The sequence below is a fragment of the Vibrio sp. M260112 genome (assembly GCF_036533775.1).
Taxonomy (GTDB): Bacteria; Pseudomonadota; Gammaproteobacteria; order Enterobacterales; family Vibrionaceae; genus Vibrio.
On the sequence record NZ_JATABH010000013.1, the window covers coordinates 43,286 to 62,896 of the forward strand.

Here is a 19,611-nt window from a genome sequence, read left to right on the forward strand (position 1 = left end):
TATAAATCATTTTTTTCGCAATAACTAGCGAATACAAAAAAGCCCGAACAGCATAGCTATTCGGGCTTAAAAATATTCAAGTTGCAGGATTAAAGCAGAATAAAGATACCTGCCAAACATGCACTCGTCAGGTTAGCTAATGTGCCAGCAAGCACAGCTTTAATGCCTAAATTGGCTACTTCAGCGCGTCTCTCTGGCGCAATAACGCCGATTGAGCCCAGCTGGATTGCAATAGAACCAATGTTAGCAAAACCACAAAGTGCAAAAGTAATGATGACTTGGCTATGCTCTGAAAGCAGAGCTTTATGTTCAACAAAATCAATGAACGCAACAAATTCATTCATTACGATCTTCTGACCAATGTATGAGCCAGCCATCAACACTTCATTGGAAGGAACACCTATAACCCATGCTAGTGGCGAAAACAAATATCCAAACAGTGCTTGGAGCGTCATGCCACTAAAGCCAACCAACTCACCTAGGCTTTCAAGACCCGTATTCACCATCGCAATCACACTGACAAAAGCTATCAGCATAGTACCCACCGCAACAGCCACCTTCATGCCATTCATCGCACCACTTGCTAGTGCATCAATCACATTGCTCTCTTGCGCTTGATCCATTTCAATATTTGATTGGTCGATAGGAGTATCACGTTCAGGCACAATGATTTTTGCCATCATCAAACTACCTGGTGCAGCCATAAAACTCGCGGCAATCAGGTATTTTAACTCCACTCCCAGACCTGCATAGCCACCGAGCACACTCCCAGCAACAGACGCCATGCCACCAGCCATAACGGCAAACAGCTCAGAACGAGTCATTCGAGAAAGAAAAGGACGAACTAGAAGAGGAGACTCACCTTGAGAAAGAAAAATGTTACCCGTTGCCACCAAAGATTCTGCTTTACTGGTGCCAAGGAATTTTTGAATACCACCACCGATGAACTCGATAACTTTTTGCATAATGCCGAGATAATAAAGTGCAGAAATAAGAGCACTGAAGAAGATGATGATAGGAAGAACGCGAACAGCAAAAATGAACCCAGTGTTGGCTAGATCACCAAATAGGAAGGCTATCCCTTGGTCTGCAAACCCCAATAAGCTCGATACGCCGCTACTTAAACTTGTTAATGCTGCCTGTCCCCAAGGGAAGTAAAGCACTAACGCTGCAAAACCAACTTGAAGTAACAGAGCACGGGACACTGTTTTCCAGTTAATTGATTGGCGACTTTCCGACAGGAATACTGCACACAAAAGCAGGGCAATGACACCGATTAAGCCAAATAAAACATTCATTAAAAATTACCTCTACAAGCATTGAATTGGTAGCTGGTCCTGTCCTTGGGGTCATTCACCATTCCCTGTGACGGCTTGTATTGGTAGAGCTGTTATTCTCAACCGGGCGGAAAGTATAGCGCCACGAATGAGAGTTTCATCACATATTTTTACGCAAACGTTCAAGTGTTCAATGTATGACCACTTTGCATATTTGGGACACCTATTGGTCGCGGTAAACTTCGTTTTTACCCTTGTCAACATACGCACTTAAACACCTATAAAATTGGAACCAAACTCTCAATTCCACTATCAGGGCATCACAATTATTGGCCAAAAACTGGCGTTATATCATTTGGCACCTAGTGTTAAATAACAAAGCTTAACGTACCTTTGGTATGACAATTAAGTTCACTACAATGTCATAGGCTAACCTAGCTAACATAACTAAGACTTTCCCCCGCTCATGCGGGGATTTTTTTGGCTCGTAAGGAAGGATCGTATGGTATTTTCCCTCCCAACCGCTAGAATACCCGCCCTACTTTGATGTCTGAGAGCCTATATGCAACGCGATTACACTTACAGCAGTCTCACTCAAACTTCTCGTGAAGAACTTGAAGAATTGAGCTTGAAAATGATTCATCGTCTTATTCCTGAAGAATCAATGACAGAACTGTTTACGTTTGAGCAAGATGAGACCGAAGATCAGGATAAGCTTCAAGAAGCTCAGTTTGATGCAATGCTAAGAATGAACGCTATCGCACTGAGCCAACTGCCAGCATTGTTTGAAGAATCGGACAATGAGCAGCAAAACATCATTCGAATGCAGCGACTACTGCTGTGGCATTTTTACACAGTATCGTTCCATCTAGAGCGAGCGATTCCACTTGAGACTCACTGTAACCACGTTGAGATAATCCTCAAGGAGAGCCCTCAAAACGCACTCGAATGGGTAACGACACTCACTGACTTACTGCGTCAATACGCTCAGATTGCACAATCAAAATGACGATACTAGAAAGCGACATCGACTACTCGTCACCTCCAGATGTCCTAATTCATTGGATAGCCAAAGAGTAGATTCAAACCAAAAATGCCAAGCATTGCGAATCTGCTTAAATTATTGTTAGTTGCCCAACTTTAAACCTAGTGCTAACATCTGTACACACATAAAATATGGAGTGCATCATGGACACAAGAATTCAATTTCGTGTTGATGAAGAAACGAAGCGACTAGCCCAACAAATGGCAGAAAGCCAAGGCAGAACACTAAGCGATGCCTGTCGCGAACTGACTGAGCAGCTGGCCGACCAACAGAGAAAGACTTTATCTCACGATGCATGGTTAACTGAACAAGTAAACTTAGCTTTTGAGAAGCTTGAATCAGGAAACGCTGCTTTTGTTGACCACGAATCAGCCAAATCTCGTATGGCCGAGCGCAAAGCTAAAATACGTAACCGGGGCAAATTATGATTTTGTGGGAAGAAGAGTCTCTTAACGATCGTGAAAAGATCTTTGATTTTCTTTATGACTTCAACCCCAAAGCTGCTGATAAAACAGATGAAATCATCGAGGCAAAAGTTGATGACCTTTTAGATCAACCTCAAATGGGAGTCCAACGAGACGGCATTAGAGGGCGACTGCTCATTATTCCTGAGATTTCTATGATAGTTTCCTACTGGGTTGAAGGAGACATCATTCGAATTATGCGAGTACTGCACCAAAGACAAAAGTTCCCAACAGACTGATTATGTCGACTGGGTAACTAACGAATGATATGGACTCCCTCTCCCTGACACTCCGCGTGCCATACTGACTCAGTACACCGCGAAGAACTGGAGGTTATCACGCCCAACATTTAAACTATTGGCGTCGCTCTCTGAGAGTAAAGCTCATTAATCTTCTTTCCATATAAAAGTGCTTTAGGGGTCATCACTAAAAGTATGGGAAGCAGCTAAGGTTGATGCCCCGTTTTGTTAGTGCGAGTCACTTCTATTGCCACCAATGATGACGTTCAACTTTATCACCTATTTTGCTGTTAACGAATAGAACGGACGCTGGTCGTCATTAACCAAAATGCTGTTAATAGTTGTGTGGCAAAGCATCCGACGAACAACCACTCAATACCAATCAATGATGTTATATAGCCAGAACCAGCAAGGCCAAATGGCATTAGAAGTTTGAAGAGCGAGCCCGTTATACCGTTTACTCGGCCGAGAATGCTGATATCAAAGGCTTCTTGGCGGTAACTCCAAACACAGATGCTACTATATAAACCCACAGCGGATACCCAAAAGAACCCAGCAATAAGCGCTGTTTGATTCTCCATTACCAGTGGAATAACAAACCCGATCGATTCAAGTACAATCGAGATAATGAGAAGCCATCCCAACCCCCATTTCTTACGTAGTTTATCGGCACTGAATGCACCAATGAGACCACCAAGACCAGAAGCAACGATCAGATAACTCACTCCTACAGCATTCAACCCTAAATCTGCCTTGGCATAATAGATAGCTTGAATCCAAAATACCGCGCCTGTTGTGTTAATGACCATTACAGCAAGGGTGATCAGCCACATATTCTGTTCATTACGTAGTGCTTGCCAACCTTCTTTTATTGCGCTGAAAGTGCTTTGTTCATCTTTATTGATTGGTGTTTTTACCTCGAGTCTTTTGACCTGCCAAAAAGCCAGTAACATCAAAAGCGCTACGCCGATGAAGACGTTATGAATGGCCGCCAATAACATGATGGCTCCCGAGAGTACAGGCCCTACGGTTTCCATAAAACTGCCCAAGGAGCTCATTCGAGCTGTTGCTACATTCTGAGTGTCATGTGAAAGCGCGCTTTTCTGAATCGACATCCGCGCATTATGGTAGCCGTAGTTAAATGCCATCATTAAGAACGCGCACGGGAACAGAACCCATAATGGATCTTCAAGGAACTCAACTGCGAAGAAGGACGTGAGCACCGTTACCGCTTGACCGAGTAACATCGCCAGCGACCACTGCTTTTTATCACAGCGATCGACCCACACGCCAATAAAAAGAGCCAGTAATAGATTGGGTAGAAACTCAACAGCTCTCATCCAACCCATCCACTCGGAAGATTGGGTCAGTTCATACACCAACAACGGTAATGCAAGTGCGTAGATTTGGCTCGCAAAGCTCACAAACAGAGCACTGCTAAACAGTGTAACAAAGGTTTTATTCTTCCAGATGGAGCCATGAGACTCAGCTAACGTATTCATCTAAATGTCCTTTTTATTTTCGGTAACGCGGCTATTATTTGAAAATAAAAGATGAAGAAAAATAGAAATATAATTTTAGGATTTCACCTTTATGCGTTATTGGTTAGCTTTAGTATTTTTGCGAGACTTTGGGTTTGAGATAGGTCGATGGACACCGATTTCATTAAATGACGTAACGAAAGCGTTGAACTGCACACGTCGCAATGCTCAGTTGGTCATCAAAAGGCTGGTGGAAGAATCGATCATTGACTGGAAGTCGGGTGTTGGAAGAGGTAATTTGCCTCAGCTTCTCCTTAAAGAGCCGGTACACACAACATTAAGCGTACAAGCTAAGTTTTGGATGAATGAGGGAAAAACCGAACAGGCGTTGAAGCTAATCAGAAGCAAAGATCGTGATCAGTTTATTGCCGAGTTCATTAGTCAATATCAACAGCAAGATAACGATCAGGACATCCTCCAAATCCCTTTTTATCGAGCGACACATAGTTTGATCCCCTATGAAATATCAAGGCGTACTGAGCAACATATCGCGAATTACCTCTATGCCAATCTGTTACGTTTCAATAAGAACACTGGCCAGTTGGAGGGGGATCTAGCGCAAACTTGGGAGCACACAGGTGATACGCTGAGAGTTCGACTGCGTAAATCACTTAAGTTCTGGGACGGCTCAGCACTTACTGCATTTGATGTGAAGGAAGCCTTTGAGTCGATCATCTCGTCAAACTCGGTGAGTCGAGGTCTGTTCAAGCTCATTGATGAGTTTTCTGTGGTCGACGAGTACACCTTACGAATTCGTTCCAAACGTTTGTCTCACTATCTGCCAAAGTTGATGGCGAATAGTGCGTTGTCGGTTTCCAAATTGAACAGCGACGGCTCGATAGTCGGAAGTGGATCGTTTCGATTAGCAGAGCAAACCAACTACCGAACGCTAATGACTGCTTCCACTCATTATCATGGTTATCGACCTTGGTTAGATGGCGTAGAAATCTGGAACATGGGCTTATCTGCAAAAGACTTTCAAATGAATTGCGATATTGTGCATGGCAGTTCAGCTCCGGATATTTCTGATGCATTCACACAGGTACAACAGTGGGAAGAGGGCTGTATCTACGTCTGTTTAAACAGTGCAAACAACGCATGGATGAGGTTAACAAAACATCGTCGATACATCCAAAAGTTGCTGCAATCTTTGCCAATGAACGGTGTGAGAGACACTGTGATTTATCGCCGAGCCTCAGGTATGACAAGCCTTGAGCCCTTTAAATTAGGCAAAAAAGTGGACTTGTCTTCCGTAAATCAGGTGCCGCTTGAGGTGTTAACTTATCAGTTGCCTGGGCATATTGAAGCTGCTGAAAACATCACTGAGCTGCTGTGTCAGCATGGTTTAGATTCAAACCTTACCGTGCTTCCATACCCTGAATTTGACCAAGTAGAGCGACAATCGAAAGCGGATATTATTGTTTCTGGTGAGGTGTTTGGTGAACATAAAGAGAGTTCTTGGCTTGGATGGCTGTTGTGCACAAACACCTTGACGGCGAGCCTGAATAAGCAATCAAAGCCTTGGTTCGAACAACAAGTATTTGATAATTTGGCTCAATCAGATGAAAGTAAGCGTGTTCAAGGTTATCAGCGAATTGAACGCGAGTTGATTCGAAAAGCGATTTATATGCCCCTGTTTCAATGCGCACAAGACATGAGAATCTCTGATAAAGTGAATGCGATGGATCTTCTTACTAATGGCTGGATCGACTTCAATCAGGTTGTTTTTAGGGGCGAACAACGCAACCACCTTACCTAACGCACTTCTTTTGGATAGCCAAAGTTAACCCATTGAGAGGTAAAGTAAAAACGAGAGTAGTAAGTAGAATTACGATTTCGAAAAATGTACATCGTGACACCTTGTCGTATCAGTGCCAATTGGAATTGCTTAAAATTGATGTAAATCTTTGAAATTACTGAGGAATTTTGGAGCGTACTGCGGGAATCGAACCCGCATCATCAGCTTGGAAGGCTGAGGTAATAGCCATTATACGAAGTACGCTTTGCGTCGAAGGCCTAGTTAATATGCCACATCTGACTGAAAAGAAAACCTTTTTTTTGGAGTTTGCGTTCAAGTGAACAGTTAAGCATCAATGTGAGTGGTTTTTCCGCGAATTCTCTCTCTGACGGCAACAAATTAGCCGCCAGATTCAGCCGTTATTCGGGAAGAAATCTCACTGTGAATACTAGGGATAGCAGATCGCGGTGACTCTATCCTTCCCTTCTAACTTTGATTGATACATCAGGTGGTCAGCGTCTGATAGCGTGATGTCACCGTTATTAGACAAATAATGTGCACAGCCTAGACTGACTGAAACTTTGATGCTTGGGTTATCGAGAATAGATAAGTGTCGAATTCTGGTACATAGGCTTTCTGCAATATCCACGACTTTGCCAAACTCCCCACCACACATGACTATTGCAAACTCTTCCCCGCCTATACGACCAATCAAATGTTGCTCAGGGACGATATCGGCGGCGGCATGTGCCACACTTTTAATCACTTCATCACCAGTTTGGTGACCGTAGGTATCATTGATGCTCTTAAAATCATCAATGTCAAAGATCATTACTGAAATTGCCGCTTCGCTGGCAAGACGTTGCTTTAACTCTGCAACAAAGTGGCGTCGATTACTTAGCCCTGTCAGTTGGTCTGTTTCAGAAAGTACTTTAAGCTCTCGGTTGGCCTGCTCCAGCGCCTTAGTTTTAACTTTAACCGTAATATTAAGTGTCACGATATAGCCAAAAGTAACTAAACCGATCGCAAGTGCAGATAGCGGTATTAGGTAATCAGGATACACGGTATTGATGTACATCCAGCGATTGAAGATCTTCTGTTTATCTTCAACACCAAACGAGTTGATACCTTGTGAAATTCGTTGTTGTAGCGCTATATTCCCTTCAGCTACCGCCGCCCTTAACTCGCCAGAATAGAGATGGCGAACCCCAAAAAATTTCGGGGCTTTTTGAGATGTGTGGATATAGAAGTTAGCCACTTGTAGGTCTGCAACAAACGCATCAATATCACCCGCAAACGCAGATTCGATCATCTGTTTGTTATTGGCAAAGCTAACCAGATTGAGATTTGGAAAATGCAGTTTGGTGAACTCTTCCTCATAACCGCCCGCAACAACCCCTACCTTATTGTCGTGCTTAGAGAGCATGAATTCATCTAGACTAGAGCCTATATGCTCTTGACTGATAAAAAGCTGAGTGTCGATAGACATAATGCCAGCGGTAAAGTCTAGGTAGCTGTCTCGTCCTTCGGACCATAGCAAACCCGCATGTAGATCTGCACGGCCATCTTTTACCGCTTCGAGTGATGATTGCCAGTCCAACAAAAGAAACTCAACGTCTATATTGTTCTTGTGACCAAACTCCTGCCAATACTCAATCAATATACCGTCAGGCTGACCTTCTTGATTAATAAATGAGAAGGGTTTCCATGCTTTTGAGTTAGCCACAACAAGCTTTTGCGGCGAATCAGCTTGCCCCCAAGAAGTAAAACTCACTAGAACCAATACACTAATAAAAAATCGAAGCACTTCCATCCTTACCATTAAGCTGACTCTTACGACTATTAAGCTATAGACCATATATTGAGGTTGGTATAGATCGTACTTCGATCAATTTCATCAATTATGATTATTGTTAAGTAATTCGCGTCAAATCTCACTAATTCAACAAATTAGCTTATTTTAAACTGTCCCATCTCATTGTTAAGTTCGTTCACTTGAGTCCGAACCTGACTCGATATATCAGAAGAGGAATTGGATATCTTCGCGACGTCCTCAACGGATAAGATGACCTCTTCCATTAAGCTCTGTATTTCGTCGGTCGCTAACGACTGTTGCTGAGCGGAACTCAATAACTCTTTCATCTGTTGGTTAAGCACTTCAATTTGATCCGTGGTTGAGTTGAGTGTCCCATACGCCAGTTCGGTATGTTCCGCACCTTCGCGAGCTAAATCCTTACTCTTGTCAATTTCGTTGACAACGGCTCTCGTCGAAGTTTGGATCGCGTTAACGATGTTGTTGATTTCTGTAGTCGATTCTGTGGTGCGCATAGCGAGTAATCGAACTTCGTCGGCAACCACAGCAAAACCTCGACCATATTCCCCTGCCCTTGCAGCTTCAATCGCCGCATTTAGCGCGAGCAAATTCGTTTGTTCCGCTAAACCTTCAATCACCTCGGTAACCCGGCCAATCGCTTCACTTTCTTTGCTGAGCTCATCCACCTGGTCACTCGCTTTTTCTATTGTTGTGTGCAGCAAACCTACAGTATTTTTATTGAGATCCAACGCTTGTGAACCACGTTCGATCTGTTGTTTCGATTGAAGCAAATTAGTCACCGACTGTTCTGCTTGTATTGCAGTGTCGTTGGCTGACTGGCTCACTTCACTCACTTGCTGGCCAACTAGTGCCATAGTCGCCTTCTGACGTTCGACCTGAGAAACCGTCGCTTCGTTGGCGTCGAGCAATGACTTCATACTATCGCTGACGGTGTTCGCTTTAGTCGTGACACCTTTTACTATACTGGCGAGCTCATCATTCATTCGATTGATCGAATGCATCAAACTGGCCAGCTCGTCGCTACCTTCAATTTCTAGCGAAGCTTGAGATACATCACCATCAGCGATGGACTCGGCACGTTTGGACACAATCGACACACGACGACCAATGTTTTTGCCCATGAGGTGGGCAGTAGTTACCGATACGATCACGACCAGAGCAATCGAGCCAACCAGCAAACGAATTACATTCGTGACTGAGCTAAAGATCCCTTGCCCACTCGCATCAGCTTGAGCTTGCTGCTGGTTGATCACCGCCTCGAGGCTAGCATCAAGTTGCTGTACAGCAGGAACCAGCTCGTTTGCCATCTTCTGATTTGCGATGTTCCAGTCGTTCGATTTACGAAGATTCACTACCTGATCCGCTAAGGGAAAATAGAGCTGTTGCATCTCTTTGAACAGTGACCATAGTCCTTGGTCACTGCTTGATAGCAAATCGGTCTTAGACTCGATTTCTTCTACAGATTTGGCGTGGATGCTTAGAAATTCTTGATACTTGTCGAGATGGTCTTGGCTACCGTATTGAAGAAAATCTCGCATTGATGAAAGCGCGTTTGCTAACGAGGTATAGCTATCTGCATAGAGCCTGAATAGACGCTTACGCTCTCCACCCTCTTTATTCCCTGCTTCGTCATTGATTAAACCTTGCAGTTGATCGAGTGCGACCTCTGCGATAGGGGCGGCTTCAAAGATAAATAGTGAGTGAGCAGGAAGGTTTTCATCGCTATGGCTGAGCTCGGCGATTTCATTCAACGATTTGGTTACCACTGTCCATTGTGACAAGACTCTTTGGTAACTCTCTGCAACTAACAGCGTTTCTAATTGGGGGAGCGCTTCATCAACCTTGAGTAACGCTTGGGTTAAGTTGTCTCTCTGCTCAGCCCCCGTCATTTCATCCCCTCCAAGCAGCATGTACGCTCGTAGAGAAGATACTGTAGCTTGAATAGATTGCTGAATTGAACGACCGGCATCTACGGTCGGCAGATCACTCTCTAGCAACGAACGAGTCTGAGTATCGACAGTATTAATGCTGCGGAAGATTAAAAATGCGGAAACGATAAAAAGTACTGCAAGTGACAGAAAACTTAGCTGTAACTTCCCTGATATCGTGAGTTTCATCCATTAACTCCTATAGTAAGTTCAATGCTTACTATAGCGTCTTGCTCAATGTTGTTAAATAAATGTGTATTAATAAATTAAACTTTTGTATGAGCCGGTCGGTAAGTGCAAAAAAAAGTCCCCGCTAAGCGAGGACTTCGAAACACGATATAACAGGGCTATTAAATATTTGCCGCTGTTACGTAATTCGTTAACTCATCATTAGAGACTGTCGTGATGTACTGGTCATCTAGGTAGAAGGCTACGCTATCTTGCGACTTTTCACCACGAAGTACTTGTTGAGTACCATCAATGTATGAAATATCCATCTGCATTGTGTTTTCGTCGATTTGCTGCATCGTTGCTTTTTCGATGTTTGCGTTGTTCGACAAAGGAACATCTTTAAGTGAGCTGTCTAAATGGCCATTCACTTTGATGTAGTTTTTGGTCGGAGTATCTACTACCGCTGGTGATTTACCAGAAATTGGGTTGGTACCTGTCCAAAACTCAATCGCGTTGAAGACGAATAGATCGACAGTACCAGCGATACCATAGATAGGTGAAAGAAGCAGGAACATACCTTCACGACCGTAGCGGTTATCTACCACTTCTAGATTGAATTTTGACACAAGACCCGTCGTCGCCATTTGTCCCATACAACCAGTAAGAGAAGAAACACCTAAGCCTACTACAATAGCCATTTTTAATACGTTAGTTTTCATGTATACCACCACTTAATCAAGATGGCGCGCATCGTACTCTTGTTTTCGGCTAAATCAATCCATCACAATAGACATTTGACACAAAATTTACTATGTTAACCTTTTGTTTTAAATAGGTTATTTCCTACAACACAATCTATATATAGTGTTATGACAATACCCAATCCGCCCTCTATAGTGATCGCACTGCTCAGATTTAGGCTCGATAACATTTTGTTTCAGAATGCAGTACAAATAATCTGCAAAATCGGGGGTTAACCTCATCTACCACTGTTCAAATAGTAATCAGACAGTTTTATATATTCGCCCAAACCGCAAAATATCCGACCAAAATAGTCAATTACATCTTTATATAAAATCCATATTTTCTACAGAAAGCAGTGAATAAGTTCAAAATCAGCCTGACTGGTTAGTAAAAATCAGAATTGTTTGCTAGATCAACTTTTCCGTCAAAGATGTTGCGTGCTTATTTATTAAATGAATAATAGACAACGTTACACAAATGTAACAAAACACAACACAATATAAGTATTATTTATAAAAACACCCATTTCACAGGCAGGAAAAGCATGACAAAGCGTATTTCGCTAGCCATATTGGCGAGTATATTTGCAGGTAGCGCTGCAGCATCCAACTTGGATGACAAGATCAACGAAGTCGTTGCACCTATCGTTAACCCTTTTGTAGGAATGATCTTCTCGACTATTCCGTTCCCTTTTAGTGACGTACAGGTGCCGTGGATTGTTCTTTGGTTAGTTGTTGCAGCAACTTTCTTCACAGTCTACTTAGGCTTCATTAACGTGCGTGGTTTTAAACACGCTATCGACTTGGTATCTGGTAAGTTCTCAGATCCAAAATCAAAACAAGATGGTGAGGTGTCTCACTTCCAAGCACTGACAACGGCTCTTTCGGGCACTGTTGGTTTAGGTAACATCGCTGGTGTTGCTGTGGCTGTGTCTATCGGTGGCGCTGGTGCGACATTCTGGATGATCCTTGCAGGCCTACTTGGTATGTCGAGCAAGTTTGTAGAGTGTGCACTTGGTGTTAAATACCGTAACACAAACCCAGACGGTTCTGTTTCTGGTGGCCCAATGTACTACCTAAGCAAAGGTCTGGCTAAACGTGGTAACGCCGCATTCGGTCGTACTCTTGCCGTTCTGTTCTCTGTGTTCGCAATCGGCGGTTCACTTGGTGGCGGTAACATGTTCCAAGCAAACCAAGCGTTCAAACAGGTTGTAAGTGTTACTGGTGGCGATGCTTCATTCTTTGCAGATAAAGGTTGGTTGTTTGGCCTAATCCTCGCTGTGGTCGTTGGTATCGTTATCATCGGTGGTATTAAGTCTATCGCTAAAGTCACTGAGAAGGTTGTTCCATTCATGGCAACCATCTACGTTGGTGCTGCTATCATCATTATCTTGATGAACTTTGATCGCATCGATGACGCATTCTCAGCAATCTTTAACGGCGCATTCACTGGTGAAGGTATTGCTGGTGGTGTAATCGGTGTTCTAATTCAAGGCTTCAAACGTGCGGCGTTCTCGAACGAAGCGGGTGTTGGTTCGGCGGCTATCGCTCACTCAGCGGTAAAAACAAAAGAACCAATGTCAGAAGGCTTTGTGTCGTTACTAGAACCTTTCATTGATACGGTTGTTATCTGTACTATGACTGCACTAGTTATCATCATCACAGGTTACCTAGACACAGATACAGGTCTAGCGGGTGTTGAACTAACGTCTGCGGCATTTGGTAGCGCAATTAGCTGGTTCCCTTACCTACTTGCTGTAGCAGTAATCCTATTTGCTTTCTCTACGATGATCTCTTGGTCATACTACGGTCTAAAAGCTTGGACTTACTTGTTCGGTGAGAGCAAAACTGCAGAAATCATCTTCAAAGTTAAGTTCTGTATCTTTGTTGTCATTGGTGCGGCAATGAACCTTGGTCCAGTTATCGACTTCTCAGATGCAATGATCTTTGCAATGGCTCTAGTGAACATTGTTGGTCTTTACATCCTAGTACCAGAAGTGAAACGTGACCTAGCGGATTACCTAGAACGTTTCAACGCAGGTAAAGTGTACAAAGCACAGCAACCAAAACAAAACCTAGCAGAGCAACCAGAATAATCTGACATTTCGCTCTAACTCGTTAAACAGCAGGCTTCGGTCTGCTGTTTTCGTTTAGATACACGGCTAAAAACAGATATTTTGTATCTAAACTTGCAAACCAATCCTCTAGATCAAGCTCAATCACAAGTATAAATAACTAACTATTCATCCCGTCTTTGTTAATAAACGCGATTTTTCGCCACAACTCACGCAAGTGTAAGCTCAGCTTTACTACACAATAATCATTCTCAACACGCAACTTTTAACATCTTTGTTACACTTACCTTAAAGTGTAATGATTGAAATTGATCGCTGTTTTCATCTTTGTTTACAGGTGAATAATACGCAGGTGGCGAATTCATCAGCAGGTTGTTTTAGTCACTAACTTAGAGATGTATGAAACTTAAGTATCTATCTGGGCTTTGATGTGCCGAAACATGGTCACTGAGTCAGACACCGTTGCTCCAAGTGCGATCCACTAATGAGTAACATAAAGGAGATAGTAATGAATGTTCAGACACTACCCATGTTACGCTTCATCGATCACGAAGGTAACGCGGTCAACCAACTTCCCGCATGGGCAGACTTAGCGACCCTAACCGATTTTTATAAAGATATGCTGCTCACCCGAACTTATGACAATAAAGCGGTGGCGCTGCAACGGACGGGGAAACTGGGGACTTACCCTTCCCATCTGGGTTCTGAGGCTTATGGTGTGGCAATTGGCCATGCGATGCATCCAAGAGATGTCTTTATTCCCTATTATCGCGATATGCCCGCAATGTGGGCACGAGGCATCGCGATGGAAAAGAACCTTCAATATTGGGGAGGCGATGAACGAGGCAGTGACTTTCATGTTGCGCCCCAAAGTGATACCCCAGAACCATGCTATGACTTACCTTTCTGCGTACCTATTGCGACTCAATGCACCCACGCTGTTGGTGTTGCGGCAGCGCTGAAAATAGACAATCAACATCACGCTGCCCTCGTCACCTGTGGCGATGGCGCGACTTCGAAAGGTGATTTTCTTGAAAGCATCAATTGCGCCGGTGCTTGGAACCTGCCACTTGTGTTCGTCGTGAACAATAATCAATGGGCGATATCGGTACCCCGTGCGCTGCAATGCGCCGCTGATTTTCTCTCTGATAAAGCGCAAGGAGCTGGGATCCGTGGAATTACCGTCGATGGGAACGATGTTGTTGCTGTGCATGACACGGTTCTAGCTGCGTTAGATCGCGCTCGCAAAGGTAAAGGGCCGACACTAATCGAAGCCGTCAGTTACCGACTTAGTGATCATACCACCGCCGATGATGCGACGCGTTACCGGAGCGGTGACGAACTGAACCAAGCCTGGCTATATGAACCCGTTAAACGTCTCAAGACCTATCTGACTAGCCACGGCGCATGGAACGATAACCTTGAACAGGAGTGGCTCGTCTCGTGCAAACAACAAGTCGAATTAGCAGTCGAACATTACCTATCTCTGCCACCTCAAGCGCCTGAAACTGCGTTTGATTTTCTTTATGAGCAAGCCCCCGTCGAACTGAATCAACAACGCGATGAGCTAATAAATAAAGCAATGCGCATGCAAGGAGGTAAACATGGCTGAACTCACCCTAGTCGAAGCAGTTAACCTTGCACTGCACTATGAAATGAGCCACGACTCTAGCGTAGTGGTTCTGGGCGAAGACGTCGGCGATAACGGCGGTGTATTCCGTGCCACCGTTGGCTTAAAAGAAAAATTCGGTCTTCGTCGTGTGATTGATTCCCCGCTTGCTGAAGCGCTTATTGGAGGTGTCGCAGTTGGCATGGCGAGTCAGGGCTTGCGGCCCGTTGCAGAATTCCAGTTCCAAGGGTTTGTCTTTCCTGCGTTGGAGCACCTTATGTGTCACGCGGCTCGCATGAGAAATCGAACACGTGGTCGCCTAACCTGTCCCGCCGTATTTAGGGCACCGTTTGGCGGTGGTATTCACGCTCCGGAACATCACTCTGAAAGTGTTGAAGCCCTGTTTGCTCACACTGCTGGGTTTAAAGTTGTCATCCCTTCTTCCCCACAACGCGCATATGGATTGCTATTGGCGGCGATTAGAAGCAACGATCCCGTTATGTTTTTCGAGCCAAAACGCATCTATCGCACTGTCAAATCTGATGTGATTGACAATGGAGAAGCGCTTCCCCTAGATACTTGCTTTACTCTGCGTAAAGGCAGAGACATTACTTTAGTGACATGGGGCGCTTGCGTTGTTGAGTCATTGCAAGCGGCGCAAACCTTATCCTCGCAAGGAATTGAAGCGGAAGTCATTGATCTCGCCTCCATCAAACCCATTGATATGGATACCATACTATCATCGTTAGAAAAAACTGGCCGATTGCTCGTTGTGCATGAGGCCAGCAAAACGTGTGGCGTTGGGGCGGAGATTCTTGCTCGCACCGCGGAAAAAGCGATGTGTCTACTAAAAGCACCACCTAAACGTGTCACGGGATTCGATACCATCATGCCTTACTACCGTAACGAAGACTATTTTATGATTCATGAGCAAGACATCGTCTTAGCTGCACGTGAGCTTGTGGAGGGTTGGAAATGAAAACGTTTTTATTACCAGATCTTGGCGAAGGTCTAGCAGAATCCGAAATTGTCGAATGGCACATTAATGTTGGCGATTCGGTCGAGCTAGATCAAGTGGTGCTCACCGTTGAAACAGCAAAGGCGGTGGTGGAAGTACCGGCCCCCTACTCAGGCGTTGTGGTCAGTCGCCATGGCGAAGCGGGTGATGTGATAAACATCGGTGCACTGTTGCTCGAAATTGAAGAGCAACCTGAGTTAGTTGGCACCGTTGCGTCAAAACAGAAGCAACAAGACGCGGCCACTGTGGTTGGCAATGTATCGCAAACCACACACCATGTTGACGTTGACGATTTTTGGATCGGCAGCACTCACAGCCCTTCCATAGACGGACTGGTTACGGCGCTACCTTCAACACGCCTGCTGGCTAAAAAGCTCGGCGTAGACTTAAACACCGTCAGCGGTACCGGGCCGAATGGAATAATCACCGACAATGACATTTATGCCGAAGCGCGTAAGCAGAGTCCTGGCACTGAAGTGTTAAAAGGTGCACGTAGAACCATGGTGTCAACCATGTCTGAGTCGCATCACAGTGTCGCGGCAGTGACGATTACCGAAGAAGCGTCTCTGGCAAATTGGACAGCAGCGGAGGATATATCAGGGCGATTGATTCGTGCCGTTGTCTATGCCTGTCAGGAAGAACCGGCTCTGAATGCGTGGTTCGACGCAGAAACCATGACCCGCTGTGTCCATAGCCGAGTCAATATCGGTATTGCCGTTGACAGCAGTCACGGGCTCTACGTCCCCGTGTTGAAACACGCTGAGAGTTATGACGATAACGACATCCGAACATGGTTAAACGAAACCGTCCAAGGAATTAGAGAACGTAAAATTGGCCGAGACAGTTTACAGCATGCAACCATCACCCTCTCTAATTTTGGTGCCATTGCTGGCATTTTCGCCACGCCCGTTGTCTCACCACCTCAGGTCGCGATTGTTGGTGCTGGGCGTATCATCGAACGAGTGGTGATAAAAGATGGCGTTCCAGTTGCGGTTAAAGTCATGCCGCTATCGATTACTTTTGACCACCGTGCATGTACAGGCGGCGAAGCAGCAAGATTCACCAAGAAACTGGTCGAGCATCTTCAGCGTTAACGGTTAACCAACGTCGCATCTATCATGAGCGGCGTTGGCTTGTTAAGCATTACACTTTGAAGTTACTCACCAGTCCATCCAACTGTCGAGATAGTCCCATTAGCTGGTCACTACTTACATTCAACTGCTGTGCAACTTGCGCCGTTTCAACAGTAAACTGATTGATCTCTTCGACATTGCGATTAATTTCACCCACCACGCTTGATTGCTGCTCTGTGGCGGTTGCAACTTGGATATTCTGATCACTGATATGAGTAATATGTTGCTCGATTCTGTTCAATGACTGATTAGCATTAACGGCACTTTCTACCACCAATACACTTTTTTCTTTGCCATTAACCATTGCGTTAACGGCTCGGTTTGACTCTCCTTGCAAGCGGTTAATGACCCCTTGGATCTCTTCCGTCGAGTCAGCAGACAGGCTGGCAAGTTTACGTACTTCATCAGCCACTACGGCAAAGCCTCGACCTTGCTCTCCCGCGCGCGCGGCTTCAATCGCAGCATTGAGCGCTAACAGGTTTGTCTGCTCCGAGATACCACGAATGGTATCAAGTATCGAGCTAATATCATCAACTTGGCTCGCCAATGAAGTCACAATTTCGCTGGCTTGCTCTAGTTCTTGAGTCAACTGGTTAATCTGGGTTCCTGCATCATCGACGATTTGAGAACCCGATTGGGCTTGGCTGGTTGCGTCTTTGGCAACTTCCGCTGCTTGCGCGGCGTTGGTAGCAATCTCACTCACCGTGGCACCGAGTTGATGAATCGCTGTCGCGACCTGTGTGGTACGGTCTCTTTGGTTAGTACAATGGTTCTGCGTTAACTCTGCATGTTGGGAGACTTGTTGAGCCGTTAGTGCTAGCTGTTTGGAGGTTGTCGCCACCTCTTTAATCGAATCATGAACACGGCTTACAAAGGCGTTAAAGCTATCTGCAATGGAGGATAGCTCATCGATTCCTGCCAGTGCTAAGCGGCTGTCTAATGCCATTTGCTGTGCAGCAAGTGAAATAGAGTCTTGCAGATAAGCGACGCGTCGTTTGAGACTGATGACCGTTACCAGCGCAGTCACAACAGACAAAAATAAGCCAATCGCAATAATGACAAACAACTGCTGTTTGCCTGCAAGATAGTCGCTAGTGCTCTGCTGGTGCTGTTGCTGCGCCTGTTCAAGTAAGGTATCAAGAATGGCGTTTGCATGATTTTTTAACACACCATACGTCTTAGCATATTGTTGTTTATAAATCTGTCGTGCACTTTCCAAGTCATTGTTTTCTAAAACCGCCAACATAGGATTCAGTTCTTGAGCGACCATACGCTCAAATTCCTCGAGTAACTTGGTTACCTCTTGCTTGAGTTCAGTGGTTGCCTGCGCTTGTACAGCATTTTCGATTGCCTGACGCATCTCAGGAATATCCTCTTCTCGGGTCTCTTTTACCCGAGTCAGTACCCCTTTTTGATCACGTAAGGAGGTGTCTTGCAGTAGCATCATATCGATACCGACTCGCATTCTAGGGATTCTTGAGGCGACTTCAGCCATTGAGCGCATCGGCGCAGACGTGTTTGAATATAGTTTCTCAGACTGTTGATTGAGATTGCTGATACTCTTGTATCCCGCAACACCAACAGCAATTAATGCGATGCATGGCAGTAGCACCGCAAAAATTAAGCGACTTTGTAAGGTGAATTTATTGGCAATCATTGTCATTCCTTGAATCAAATTTATTATTATTTTGTTTACTTATAAGCTTAATAATAGCGACAACAATCTCGCTCAGATACCTTTCTTAATGACCCTTTTGTTCATTAATGATGTTAATGAACTTTATGAACAAATCACTCAATTTATCTATGAGTTAGACAGAAATCCTATCTGTCATTTCGTCCGACTTGTCCTATTAATTCTGGGAGTAATGTAAACAAGTCCCCCACCAGCCCATAATCCGCAATTTCGAAAATTGGTGCATCAGGGTCGCTGTTAATCGCAACAATCACCTTGGAGTCTTTCATACCTGCTAAATGCTGTATCGCCCCCGAAATGCCCACTGCGATATAGAGACGCGGTGCGACAATTTTGCCCGTCTGACCGACCTGTAAATCGTTAGTAACAAAACCCGCATCAACAGCCGCTCGTGAGGCTCCTATCGCCCCACCGAGCTTATCAGCCAAAGCTTCTACCATGGCAAAGTTTTCCTTGCTGCCGACACCTCGCCCACCAGAAACCACCACATCCGCATTGGATAATTCTGGGCGTTCACTTTGAATGTTGTCTCGGCTGATAAGCTCTGTTCCCTGACAATCTATCGTTAAGTCTAGATGCACAATTTTGACCGTGTTTGCCCCTTGAAGGGATATTGTTTCAAACGCAGTGCTTCTCACCGTCATGACTTTTCGATCATCATGGCTTCGTACTCGCGCTAACGCATTACCTGCGTATATCGGGCGCACTATCGTATCGCCACTTTCAATAGCAACCACGTCAGACATCATTCCAACCCCGAGCAGAGCCGCGATCCGAGGCATTATGTCTTTGCCAAAGCTCGACGACGAACAGAGCAAATAGCCATATTCAGAGGCACGACTCATCACCAATTGTGCGAGATTTTCACTGAGCTGGGATTGATACACTGGGCTATCTGCCACTAACAACTCGTCGATTCCTTCACAACCACTGAGTTGATTACAAATCTCATCACAAGGGTTACCCGCCACCAATACGCTGAGTTTTGCGCCGGAAGAAAATCCTTTTAATTGCATCGCAGCAGTCAACACAGATAATGTCGCCGCCGAGATCGTCTTATGATCATGCTCTGCGATAACTAAAATATTGGCTTCGCTCAT

General features: G+C 44.8%; 15 protein-coding genes and 1 tRNA gene. 8 read left to right on the plus strand and 8 right to left on the minus strand.

Annotated features, from left to right (window positions below; genetic code table 11):
- Nucleotides 1-89: 89 nt before the first annotated feature.
- A complete protein-coding gene (locus QTN95_RS08195; RefSeq protein WP_331417104.1) occupies nucleotides 90-1,298 on the minus strand; it encodes a NupC/NupG family nucleoside CNT transporter in 1,209 nt (402 codons plus the stop codon).
- A 541-nt stretch (nucleotides 1,299-1,839) separates the two neighbouring features.
- Here QTN95_RS08195 and QTN95_RS08200 point away from each other — a divergent pair.
- The 3 genes from QTN95_RS08200 to QTN95_RS08210 all read left to right on the plus strand — a co-directional run bounded on the left by QTN95_RS08200 (nucleotide 1,840) and on the right by QTN95_RS08210 (nucleotide 3,025).
- On the plus strand, nucleotides 1,840-2,286 hold the full coding sequence (locus QTN95_RS08200; RefSeq protein ID WP_331417105.1) for an exoribonuclease R: 447 nt from the start codon (nucleotides 1,840-1,842) through the stop codon (nucleotides 2,284-2,286).
- Nucleotides 2,287-2,465: 179 nt separating this feature from the next.
- Nucleotides 2,466-2,750, plus strand: coding sequence for a type II toxin-antitoxin system RelB/DinJ family antitoxin (locus QTN95_RS08205; protein WP_331417106.1), 285 nt, complete (start codon nucleotides 2,466-2,468; stop codon nucleotides 2,748-2,750).
- Complete coding sequence (locus QTN95_RS08210; protein ID WP_331417107.1) at nucleotides 2,747-3,025, plus strand: type II toxin-antitoxin system RelE/ParE family toxin; 279 nt, start codon at nucleotides 2,747-2,749, stop codon at nucleotides 3,023-3,025. The genes QTN95_RS08205 and QTN95_RS08210 overlap by 4 nt, the downstream gene beginning before the upstream one ends.
- 290 nt (nucleotides 3,026-3,315) lie before the next feature.
- Here the strand turns inward: QTN95_RS08210 and QTN95_RS08215 are convergent, their stop codons facing one another.
- Nucleotides 3,316-4,527 (minus strand): MFS transporter, encoded by a 1,212-nt coding sequence (locus tag QTN95_RS08215; protein ID WP_331417108.1) that lies wholly within the window; start codon nucleotides 4,525-4,527, stop codon nucleotides 3,316-3,318.
- Between the two features lie 91 nt (nucleotides 4,528-4,618).
- On the opposite strand from QTN95_RS08215, the gene QTN95_RS08220 reads away from it, so the two are divergent.
- Entirely contained in the window at nucleotides 4,619-6,325 is a 1,707-nt protein-coding gene (locus tag QTN95_RS08220) for an ABC transporter substrate-binding protein (RefSeq protein ID WP_331417109.1), read from the plus strand.
- A gap of 168 nt (nucleotides 6,326-6,493) precedes the next feature.
- On the opposite strand, the gene QTN95_RS08225 is transcribed toward QTN95_RS08220, so the two are convergent.
- The 4 genes from QTN95_RS08225 to QTN95_RS08240 all read right to left on the minus strand — a co-directional run bounded on the left by QTN95_RS08225 (nucleotide 6,494) and on the right by QTN95_RS08240 (nucleotide 10,956).
- Nucleotides 6,494-6,568, minus strand: a tRNA-Gly gene (locus tag QTN95_RS08225).
- A 184-nt stretch (nucleotides 6,569-6,752) separates the two neighbouring features.
- On the minus strand, nucleotides 6,753-8,111 hold the full coding sequence (locus QTN95_RS08230; RefSeq protein WP_331417110.1) for a transporter substrate-binding domain-containing diguanylate cyclase: 1,359 nt from the start codon (nucleotides 8,109-8,111) through the stop codon (nucleotides 6,753-6,755).
- Nucleotides 8,112-8,254: 143 nt separating this feature from the next.
- Nucleotides 8,255-10,255: a HAMP domain-containing methyl-accepting chemotaxis protein gene (locus QTN95_RS08235; RefSeq protein ID WP_331417111.1), complete on the minus strand. Its 2,001-nt coding sequence runs from the start codon at nucleotides 10,253-10,255 to the stop codon at nucleotides 8,255-8,257.
- A 161-nt stretch (nucleotides 10,256-10,416) separates the two neighbouring features.
- Nucleotides 10,417-10,956: a DUF3332 domain-containing protein gene (locus QTN95_RS08240; RefSeq protein ID WP_331417112.1), complete on the minus strand. Its 540-nt coding sequence runs from the start codon at nucleotides 10,954-10,956 to the stop codon at nucleotides 10,417-10,419.
- Nucleotides 10,957-11,525: 569 nt separating this feature from the next.
- Here QTN95_RS08240 and QTN95_RS08245 point away from each other — a divergent pair.
- The 4 genes from QTN95_RS08245 (at nucleotide 11,526) to QTN95_RS08260 (ending at nucleotide 16,776) form a co-directional block, all read left to right on the plus strand.
- Nucleotides 11,526-13,076 carry an alanine/glycine:cation symporter family protein gene (locus QTN95_RS08245; protein ID WP_138973655.1) on the plus strand — a complete coding sequence of 517 codons (1,551 nt, stop codon included), beginning with the start codon at nucleotides 11,526-11,528 and terminating at the stop codon, nucleotides 13,074-13,076.
- Between the two features lie 487 nt (nucleotides 13,077-13,563).
- Complete coding sequence (gene pdhA / locus QTN95_RS08250; RefSeq protein ID WP_331417113.1) at nucleotides 13,564-14,667, plus strand: pyruvate dehydrogenase (acetyl-transferring) E1 component subunit alpha; 1,104 nt, start codon at nucleotides 13,564-13,566, stop codon at nucleotides 14,665-14,667.
- Nucleotides 14,660-15,643, plus strand: a complete 984-nt coding sequence (locus QTN95_RS08255; protein WP_331417114.1) for an alpha-ketoacid dehydrogenase subunit beta — start codon at nucleotides 14,660-14,662, stop codon at nucleotides 15,641-15,643. Before pdhA ends, QTN95_RS08255 begins: the two co-directional genes overlap by 8 nt.
- Nucleotides 15,640-16,776, plus strand: a complete 1,137-nt coding sequence (locus tag QTN95_RS08260) for a dihydrolipoamide acetyltransferase family protein (RefSeq protein ID WP_331417115.1) — start codon at nucleotides 15,640-15,642, stop codon at nucleotides 16,774-16,776. Before QTN95_RS08255 ends, QTN95_RS08260 begins: the two co-directional genes overlap by 4 nt.
- 49 nt (nucleotides 16,777-16,825) lie before the next feature.
- Here QTN95_RS08260 and QTN95_RS08265 read toward each other — a convergent pair whose 3' ends face one another.
- Together QTN95_RS08265 and QTN95_RS08270 are read right to left on the minus strand one after the other, a co-directional pair.
- Nucleotides 16,826-18,472, minus strand: coding sequence for a methyl-accepting chemotaxis protein (locus QTN95_RS08265; protein WP_331417116.1), 1,647 nt, complete (start codon nucleotides 18,470-18,472; stop codon nucleotides 16,826-16,828).
- A 167-nt stretch (nucleotides 18,473-18,639) separates the two neighbouring features.
- Complete coding sequence (locus QTN95_RS08270) at nucleotides 18,640-19,611, minus strand: electron transfer flavoprotein subunit alpha/FixB family protein (RefSeq protein WP_331417117.1); 972 nt, start codon at nucleotides 19,609-19,611, stop codon at nucleotides 18,640-18,642.

What these genes read in the sequence shown, in the direction of transcription:
- QTN95_RS08205 (WP_331417106.1), top strand. Translation starts at nt 2,466, where the DNA reads ATGGACACAAGAATTCAATTTCGTGTTGATGAAGAAACGAAGCGACTA.
- QTN95_RS08265 (WP_331417116.1), bottom strand. Translation starts at nt 18,472, where the DNA reads ATGATTGCCAATAAATTCACCTTACAAAGTCGCTTAATTTTTGCGGTG.
- QTN95_RS08195 (WP_331417104.1), bottom strand. Translation starts at nt 1,298, where the DNA reads ATGAATGTTTTATTTGGCTTAATCGGTGTCATTGCCCTGCTTTTGTGT.
- QTN95_RS08220 (WP_331417109.1), top strand. Translation starts at nt 4,619, where the DNA reads ATGCGTTATTGGTTAGCTTTAGTATTTTTGCGAGACTTTGGGTTTGAG.
- QTN95_RS08235 (WP_331417111.1), bottom strand. Translation starts at nt 10,255, where the DNA reads ATGAAACTCACGATATCAGGGAAGTTACAGCTAAGTTTTCTGTCACTT.
- QTN95_RS08200 (WP_331417105.1), top strand. Translation starts at nt 1,840, where the DNA reads ATGCAACGCGATTACACTTACAGCAGTCTCACTCAAACTTCTCGTGAA.
- QTN95_RS08255 (WP_331417114.1), top strand. Translation starts at nt 14,660, where the DNA reads ATGGCTGAACTCACCCTAGTCGAAGCAGTTAACCTTGCACTGCACTAT.
- QTN95_RS08270 (WP_331417117.1), bottom strand. Translation starts at nt 19,611, where the DNA reads ATGAGCGAAGCCAATATTTTAGTTATCGCAGAGCATGATCATAAGACG.
- pdhA (WP_331417113.1), top strand. Translation starts at nt 13,564, where the DNA reads ATGAATGTTCAGACACTACCCATGTTACGCTTCATCGATCACGAAGGT.
- QTN95_RS08245 (WP_138973655.1), top strand. Translation starts at nt 11,526, where the DNA reads ATGACAAAGCGTATTTCGCTAGCCATATTGGCGAGTATATTTGCAGGT.
- QTN95_RS08260 (WP_331417115.1), top strand. Translation starts at nt 15,640, where the DNA reads ATGAAAACGTTTTTATTACCAGATCTTGGCGAAGGTCTAGCAGAATCC.
- QTN95_RS08215 (WP_331417108.1), bottom strand. Translation starts at nt 4,527, where the DNA reads ATGAATACGTTAGCTGAGTCTCATGGCTCCATCTGGAAGAATAAAACC.
- QTN95_RS08210 (WP_331417107.1), top strand. Translation starts at nt 2,747, where the DNA reads ATGATTTTGTGGGAAGAAGAGTCTCTTAACGATCGTGAAAAGATCTTT.
- QTN95_RS08240 (WP_331417112.1), bottom strand. Translation starts at nt 10,956, where the DNA reads ATGAAAACTAACGTATTAAAAATGGCTATTGTAGTAGGCTTAGGTGTT.